The 6929-nt window shown below is 63.6% G+C and carries 4 protein-coding genes and 1 pseudogene; 1 reads left to right on the top strand and 4 read right to left on the bottom strand.

The genetic code is table 11. The annotated features are described in order from the left end of the window. Positions 1-164 precede the first annotated feature (164 nt). Positions 165-470, top strand: a pseudogene (locus tag VNN77_00490) (integrase core domain-containing protein). 18 nt (positions 471-488) lie between these two features. On the opposite strand, the gene VNN77_00485 reads toward VNN77_00490, so the two are convergent. The 4 genes from VNN77_00485 to VNN77_00470 are packed head-to-tail and all read right to left on the bottom strand — an operon-like array spanning position 489 to position 6194. Next, positions 489-2162: an FAD-dependent oxidoreductase gene (locus tag VNN77_00485; protein HXG49869.1), complete on the bottom strand. Its 1674-nt coding sequence runs from the start codon at positions 2160-2162 to the stop codon at positions 489-491. Then, positions 2159-2380, bottom strand: coding sequence for a 4Fe-4S dicluster domain-containing protein (locus tag VNN77_00480; GenBank protein ID HXG49868.1), 222 nt, complete (start codon positions 2378-2380; stop codon positions 2159-2161). Before VNN77_00480 ends, VNN77_00485 begins: the two co-directional genes overlap by 4 nt. A 17-nt stretch (positions 2381-2397) precedes the next feature. Beyond that, positions 2398-5151 (bottom strand): molybdopterin cofactor-binding domain-containing protein, encoded by a 2754-nt coding sequence (locus VNN77_00475; protein HXG49867.1) that lies wholly within the window; start codon positions 5149-5151, stop codon positions 2398-2400. Between the two features lie 5 nt (positions 5152-5156). Then, positions 5157-6194 (bottom strand): tripartite tricarboxylate transporter substrate-binding protein, encoded by a 1038-nt coding sequence (locus tag VNN77_00470; protein ID HXG49866.1) that lies wholly within the window; start codon positions 6192-6194, stop codon positions 5157-5159. Positions 6195-6929 lie beyond the last annotated feature (735 nt).

Raw genomic sequence — 6929 nt, 5'->3', positions numbered from 1 at the left:
CTGCTGGCGAAGGGCCACCCGTTAAGCGCATTCACCAAACAGGACCATGCCACGCAAATGAATAAGTTTGAATCGCTGTTCGAGCGGGTATTCCGAGGCCACGTACCCGAGAAGTTGGCTGCCCGCTATCAGGCAGCGTTGGATGAATTCAGGGGCCACGGAAAGCTCCTCACCTAAACGGCAAGGTGGAACGGTCGCAGAAGACTGACGTTGAGGAGTTTTACGGCTCCGTGGATCTTCACCGGGGCGATCTGGGAGAGAAGCTCTCGGAATGGCAGCGCTATTACAACTGGGAACGGCCCCACGGCTCGCTAGGGGGTAAAACTCCTCTCGACAGATACGCGGAGCTTATGGATCGGACGCCGCTTTTGGAAGAGGTGGAGACGATGTACGATTCTGCCAAGGAGAGACTCCAAGTGCAGAACTACAACGTTGATTTAGCCCTTAAAGAGTTGAAACGATCAGGGTGAATCACACATTTCATCGTTTCATTCCTTCGGCACAAGGTCTCCTTCCTCGAACGGGATCGGCACGACCGTGCACCGGATCCGCTCCCCGTCCCCGGAGATTTTGACCCACTTCGGCAGGCCTTTTTCTCTGGAAGGGTAGTCCTCGCGGTAGTGCTGGCCGCGCGATTCCCGTCTCTCGAGCGCACTGCGAGTGACCATCTCTCCGACCCGAGCGAGGTTCCGGCACTCCAGCGCCTTGACCCAGCCCCGTTGATCGGTGGCTTTCACCCGCCGCATCTTCTCGTGCCAGATCTCCTCGAACCCCGCGATCCCCGCGCGCAGCCCCTTTTCGTTTCGCACCACGCCGGCCGATTCCCATGCGAGGTTCTTGATCTCGCGCTCGACTCCGTACGGATCGAGCCCCCCGTCGCCGCGGAAGCTTTCGATCCGGCTGAGCTCGTCGGCCACTTCGGACGGGTCGACCCGACCCGGCTCGCTCCCGGCGGCGAAGAGCGCCGCGGATTTTCCGGAGCGGGCTCCGAGGACCATGCAGCTGGCAATTGCATTGCCCGACAGCCGGTTCGATCCGTGCATGCCCGTAGCCGACTCCCCAGCGGCGAACAACCCCGGCACCCGGGACTCGCAGCGCTCGTTGACGAAAATGCCGCCGAGAAAAGTATGAAGGGCGGGGACCCACTCGAACCGGTCTCTCCGACAATCAATGCCCGCCGCGGAAAGTTTCGGCGCGTACTCGTACTGGATCTCTTCGTCCCACTTTTCGTCCGGAATGAACGAAGGATCGATGGATACCGGGCCGTGTCCCGCAAGCATCTCCTTGTAGGCCGCCTGCACCAGGATCGCGCGGGTCGTGCCTTCCAGCCTTTCCGGATCGTACTTCTCGAGAAACCGCTCCCCGGCCGCGTTCAGGAACCGGCCGCCCTTGCTGGTGAACGGGGAGAGGCCCGCCATCGGGATCGTGATTCCCTTCGGCGCGGGGATCAGCGTGAACTCGAGGAACTCGAGGTTGGCGAGCTCCGCGCCGGCATCGAAAGCCGCGACATAGGCGTCACCGGTGGTCTGAAAGTTGGCGCTCGTGTATTTCTGGAGCGCGACGGCGCTTCCGGCCGCCAGGATGACGGCCCGGGCCTCGTACAGGCGGGTCTCGCCGGTCTGGACGTTGACCCCCAGCGCGCCCGTCACCCGCCCGCGGTCCGTAAAAAGCCTGGTGATCATCGTCCACTGGTGGACCGCCACCTCACGGTTGAACACTTCCTTCCGGAGCATGCCCATGACCCTGACGCTGCCGCCGATCGGCGGAACGCTGCGAGCGAACGAACTCCCGAGCCTCTTTTCCTGGTAGAACTTCCCGTCGGCCGTTTTCTTGAAACGGAGGCCGATCTCTTCCAGCTCGATAATGCGATCGGTGATCTCGGAAACCACCGCGCGGACGATCTTCTGGTGCGGGATGTAATCGCCGCCGATGATCGTGTCGCGGAAGTGGGCTTCCTTGCTGTCGCGCGGATCGGCATGAGCGAAGGCCGCCTGCGGCACGCCGCCCGACGTCGGGCTTGAGCCACTCCTGCCGAGCCTGCCCTTGTCGACGAGTACGACGTCGACGCCCCGTTTCGAGGCTTCGAGCGCCGCCATGCAGGCGGCCAAGCCGCCGCCGACGATCAGCACGTCGCACCTGCAGGTCTGTCCAGGCGAGATCACGGAAGCGCCTCCTTGGCGTCGGCCCTGCGTGCCGTGAGCACGACCTGGATCGCGTCCTCGGGGCACACCAGCTCGCACAGGAAGCAGTTCACGCAGTGCTTGTTGCCGAACGGAAACACCTTGTCCTTTTTCTCGTTGAAGCGAAACACGTCGGCGCCGCAGTCGTACACGCAAATGCCGCAACCGTCGCACTTGTTCTGGTCCACTCTGACAGGCAAAGGATCCTCCCTGCGCGCTACGAGCGGCCGATCGCCCGCCAGACCTTCTCCGGCGTGAGCGGCAGCTCCGTCAGGCGCACGCCGATCGCGTCGTGCAGCGCGTTGGCGATCGCCGAAGGCACGGTCAGGAGCCCGCTCTCGCCCATGCCTTTGGCGCCCTGCGGGCCGGGGCCGTTGCCGTTCTCGATCAGGACGGCCGCTACCTCATCGGGGAGGTCTTCCACTTGCGGCACGCGGTAGTTGATGAAGCCCGGGTTCAGCATCGTCCCGTTTTCGTAAAGGGTCTCCTCGAACAGCGCCTGGCCAATCCCCTGCATCATCGCGCCGATCTCCTGCGAGTGACACTGTTGCGGGTTGATGGCCTTCCCGACGTCGGCGATCGTGACGAATTTCAGTATCTTTATCCCGCCCGTGTCGCGATCCACCCTGATCTTCGCCGCCCCCCAGCTCACTTCCCAGAACGGCGCCCGGGCTCCCATCAAGATGCCGGGGTCCCGGACGCTTTCGTAGCGTCCCTCGCCGATCAGCTTTCCGGAACCGCCCTCCAGATGGCGGACGATGTCCCGCAGCGGGACCGCGATCTCCCCCGCGCGAACCACACCGTCTTTCATCTTCAGATCCGCCAGGGCGAGCCCGGTCAGGCCGGCGGCGCCAGCGAGGATCCGGGCCTTGACCGCCCGCGCGGCCCGCTGCACCGCGAGCCCCATCACGGTCGTGCCGCTGCTCGCGTACGTGCCGAAGTCGAGCGGGGTGGTCGCGGTGTCCAGCGGCGCGAGCTCGATCTGCTCGGGAGCGATCCCCAGCTCGTGGGCGGCGATTTTTCTCAGCGCCGTGCTCGAGCCCTGGCCGATCTCGACCGTGCCCGAAAAGAGCGTGACCCCGCCGTCAGCGTCGATCTCGATCCGCGCCTCGGAGATCTTGTAGTTCCCGCCGCCGTCCTTGAGAGCGCAACTCACACCGATCCCGCAATCGGGCTCGAGCGGCTTGCCCCAGCCTATCTCCTCGGCCAGCCGCCGAAGTCCGGCCTTCATGTCGCAATCGACCGGGGTGTCCCCGGGCACGAATTCGTCGCCGTTCTCCACGAGGTTCTTCAGCCGGAACTCCACCGGGTCCCAGCCCATCTCGCGGGCGATCATGTCCATCTGCGACTCGTAGGCCCACACCACCTGCGGCGTTCCCATCCCGCGGAAGGCGCCCGCGGGTACCGTATTGGTATAGACCGTATAGCCGTCCGATTGAATATGCGGAATACGGTAGGGGCCGTGCACGCGATACGCGGCCTTCTGGGTGACCCGCGGTCCGGCGTCCGAATAGGCGCCGCTGTCGACGTGAATCACCGACCTGCGGGCGATCAGGTATCCATCACGGCTGACGCCGGTCCGGATGCGGATTCGCATCGCCGGCTTGCTCACTGTGCGGAAGGTGTCTTCGGCGTTGAGCGCGATGAATACCGGCCGGCCGGCCTTGCGGGAAAGGGCCGCCGCCAGCGGCTCGAGCTTGGTGTGGTTCTTGTTCCCGTACGCGCCGCCGACGAACGGGACGATGAGCCGCACGCGGTCCTTCGCGATCCCGAACATCTCTGCCACTTCCTGCCGCACCAGGAAGGGATGTTGCGTCGAGCTCCAGATCGTGAGGCCGTCGTCCCGCCACTCCGCCAGCGTCAGCTGCGGCTCGAGCGAGCAGTGGGCGACCTTCGAGAACGAAAACGTGTGCTCGAACACCCGGTGGGAATCCGCAAAGCCCTTCTCCACGTCGCCCTTGCTCCAGCCGAAATGAAAACTCACGTTGCGGTGCTTTCTGGCCTCTTCGTCGACTTCGGGATAACCGGGAAAGCGCTCGCCGTGCTCGGCGGTCGAATCGTGCAGTTTCGGCGCCGTGTCGGCGAGCGCCTCATCGATCGAAAGCACGGCCGGAAACTCTTCGTAGCTTACCCGAATCAGAGCCAGGGCCTCTGAGGCGATCGCCTCGCTGGTGGCCGCGACGGCGGCGACCGGATCGCCCTCGTAACGGACTTTGTCGAGGGCGAGGATCGCCTGGTCCTTCACTAGCGGGCCGTAGTAGGGATTGATGTCCGTGAGGTCGTCGCGGGTGAGAACTGCCACCACCCCCGGGAGTTTTTCCGCCGCCGTGACGTCGATCTCTTTGATCGCCGCGTGGGGCAGGGGGCTCCGAAGAATCCTGGCGTAGAGCATCCCGGGTCGAGCCAGGTCCGCGGTGTAGATCGGCTCGCCACGGACCTTCGGCGCTCCGTCGAAGCGCCGCCCGTGCGGCGGGGGATCGGTTGCGTTGCCTTTGATCAGCCGCGCGGCCCGTTTCACCGCGGCGATGATGCTCACGTAGCCGGTGCAGCGACAGATGTTGCCGCCAAGACAGGCTTTGATTTCGTCGTCGGTCGGGTCGGGATTCTCGTTCAGGAGGGCATGGGTCGTAAGGATCATGCCTGGCGTGCAGTAGCCGCACTCGAACCCGCCTTCGTCCCAGAACGCCTGCTGGATCGGATGCAGCGCCTCGCCCCGGGCCAAGCCCTCGATCGTCGTGATCGATTTCCCGTCGATCTCGAAGGCCGGGGTGACGCAGGAGCTAACAGGCCTCCCGTTCACCAGCACCGTGCACGCGCCGCAGATCTGGACGTCGCAGCCCTTCCGGGTTCCCTTGAGACCGAGGCGATCGCGCAGGAACTCCGCCAGCAGCAGCTCCGCCTCGACCGTGGCTTCGTGCGCGGTTCCGTTCAGGTGAAACCGGATGGTCTTTTCTGCGAAAGAAGCGCTCAAGCCGATTACTTGCCGGGCAGGATGATGCTTTTCAGCTTCGCCAGCGTGCCCGGCGGTATCGCCTTCATCTGACTGACCGTCTTCGCGATCTCCTCGCCGCTCACCGGATCGATGTCGAGGCGGATCTTTTTGGCCTCGGCCAGGAACTCGGGATCGTTCATCGTTTTTTCGAATGCCTGCTGCAGCGTCCGGACGCGGTCCTTCGGCGTTCCCGGGGGTAGCACGTAGAGCCGGTTGATGGTTCCGCCCACGTCGTGGACCACGAGCTTGAACAGGTCGCGCCCTTCCTGCGACTTGATCTGGTCGATCGCCAGCGGGACTTTGGGATGATCGGGGTGCGGTTTCTGGGAAGCTTGCAGCACGACCGTCGCGTCCTTCCTTTCGATGACGTTCCGCCAAGAGGTCTTCGTTCCTTCCCAGCTCGAGCAGAAACCGGCGACCTCGCCGCCCTCGGCGGCGATGCGCACGTCGGCGACCCCTTTGTAGCCTTCGATGAGCTGGATCGGCAGATCGGTGTACTCCATCAGCAGCCGCGGGATGTCCGAAGTCGTCGATCCCGCCGCCTCGGCGCCGATCTTCACTGGGGTTTTCGACTCCCGCCACTTGCTCAGGTCGGTGATCCCGCTTTTCCGCGTGGTGACGCACGCGTTGTTGATGCGGACCGGCGCGCCGATGTATTCGAACTTCGCCGCGTCGAACGCGATCCCCTTGGCGCCGAGGAGCTGCTGCAGAATGAGGCCGCCGATCCAGTTGCCGATCGTGAGCCCGTCGGGCTTCGCCTGGTTGTAGACATGGTTCGCGGCGATCATGCTCCCGGCGCCGGTCATGTTTTCGACGATGACCGAGGGATTTCCGGGGACGTGCTTGCCCAGGTGCCGGCCGATCGTCCGCGAGTAGGCGTCGAAGCCGCCGCCAGCCGAAAACCCGACGATGACGCGGATGGTCTTACCCGCGAAGAAACCGTCCTGCGCGAATGCGACCCCGGCCCAGCCGAGTAGCGCGACCGATAAAGAAAACGCGGGAAATCTGGAAGCTCTCCCCATCGTTGCCCCCTTCTCTGGATGTGCGGCCACCATACTGGCATCGGAAGGCTCAGTCAACGCGGCCGCAAAAGGACGTGCTCGTGGGAGGAACCGCAAAGCGCATGGCGCATAGAGCAAGGCGCTGTACGGCCCCGGATTTTTTTAAATCTCCCTTTTCCTCCGAAGCGCACCTTGGCACTGTCCGGCACATGTTATTATGCAGCCTCCTGTAATGCGACCCCATTCCCGTAGCACCTGCGCCGGGGAGCGATAACCATGCCGCTCAATCAGCCAGCGCTCGTTATAGGTCATCAGTCACTCGTACAAGCCGATGCGCAGCTCCTCGACAGTTCTGCGGCGTTCCCCCGCCCCAGGATTTCTTTGGACACCTGATTGGGAGAAATGTTAGGGAGAAAAACCCAGGAGGTGTCCATGTTGAAAAGACAAGTGCAACGAGGTCGATTTTCTGCTCGCCGGAAGTTGGAAGCTGTGCTTCGGTTGCTGCGGGGTGAGGATCTCGATGGGCTCTCCCGAGAGCTGGGGATAACGGCGGCTAGCCTTTCGGAGTGGCGGCAGAGATTTCTTTCAGCGGGCTCTGCGGGTCTAAAGATCCGCGAGAGGGATGCTCGGGACGATGAGATCAGTCGGCTTAAGGGTCTGATTGGTGAGATCACGATGCGCAACGAGCTTTTGCGGGAGGCCAATAGGAGGTTGGCCGATGGACTCCCTTTGGGGTTGAGGAGGTCGAGGCGATGA

The organism is Candidatus Zixiibacteriota bacterium (assembly GCA_035574315.1).
GTDB lineage: Bacteria > Desulfobacterota > Binatia > UBA9968 > UBA9968 > DATLYW01.
This window is presented reverse-complemented; position numbering and strand designations above follow the sequence as displayed.

Bases quoted from the DNA above. Each gene is read 5' to 3' on its own strand.
- VNN77_00470 (HXG49866.1), bottom strand. From the start codon at position 6,194: ATGGGGAGAGCTTCCAGATTTCCCGCGTTTTCTTTATCGGTCGCGCTA.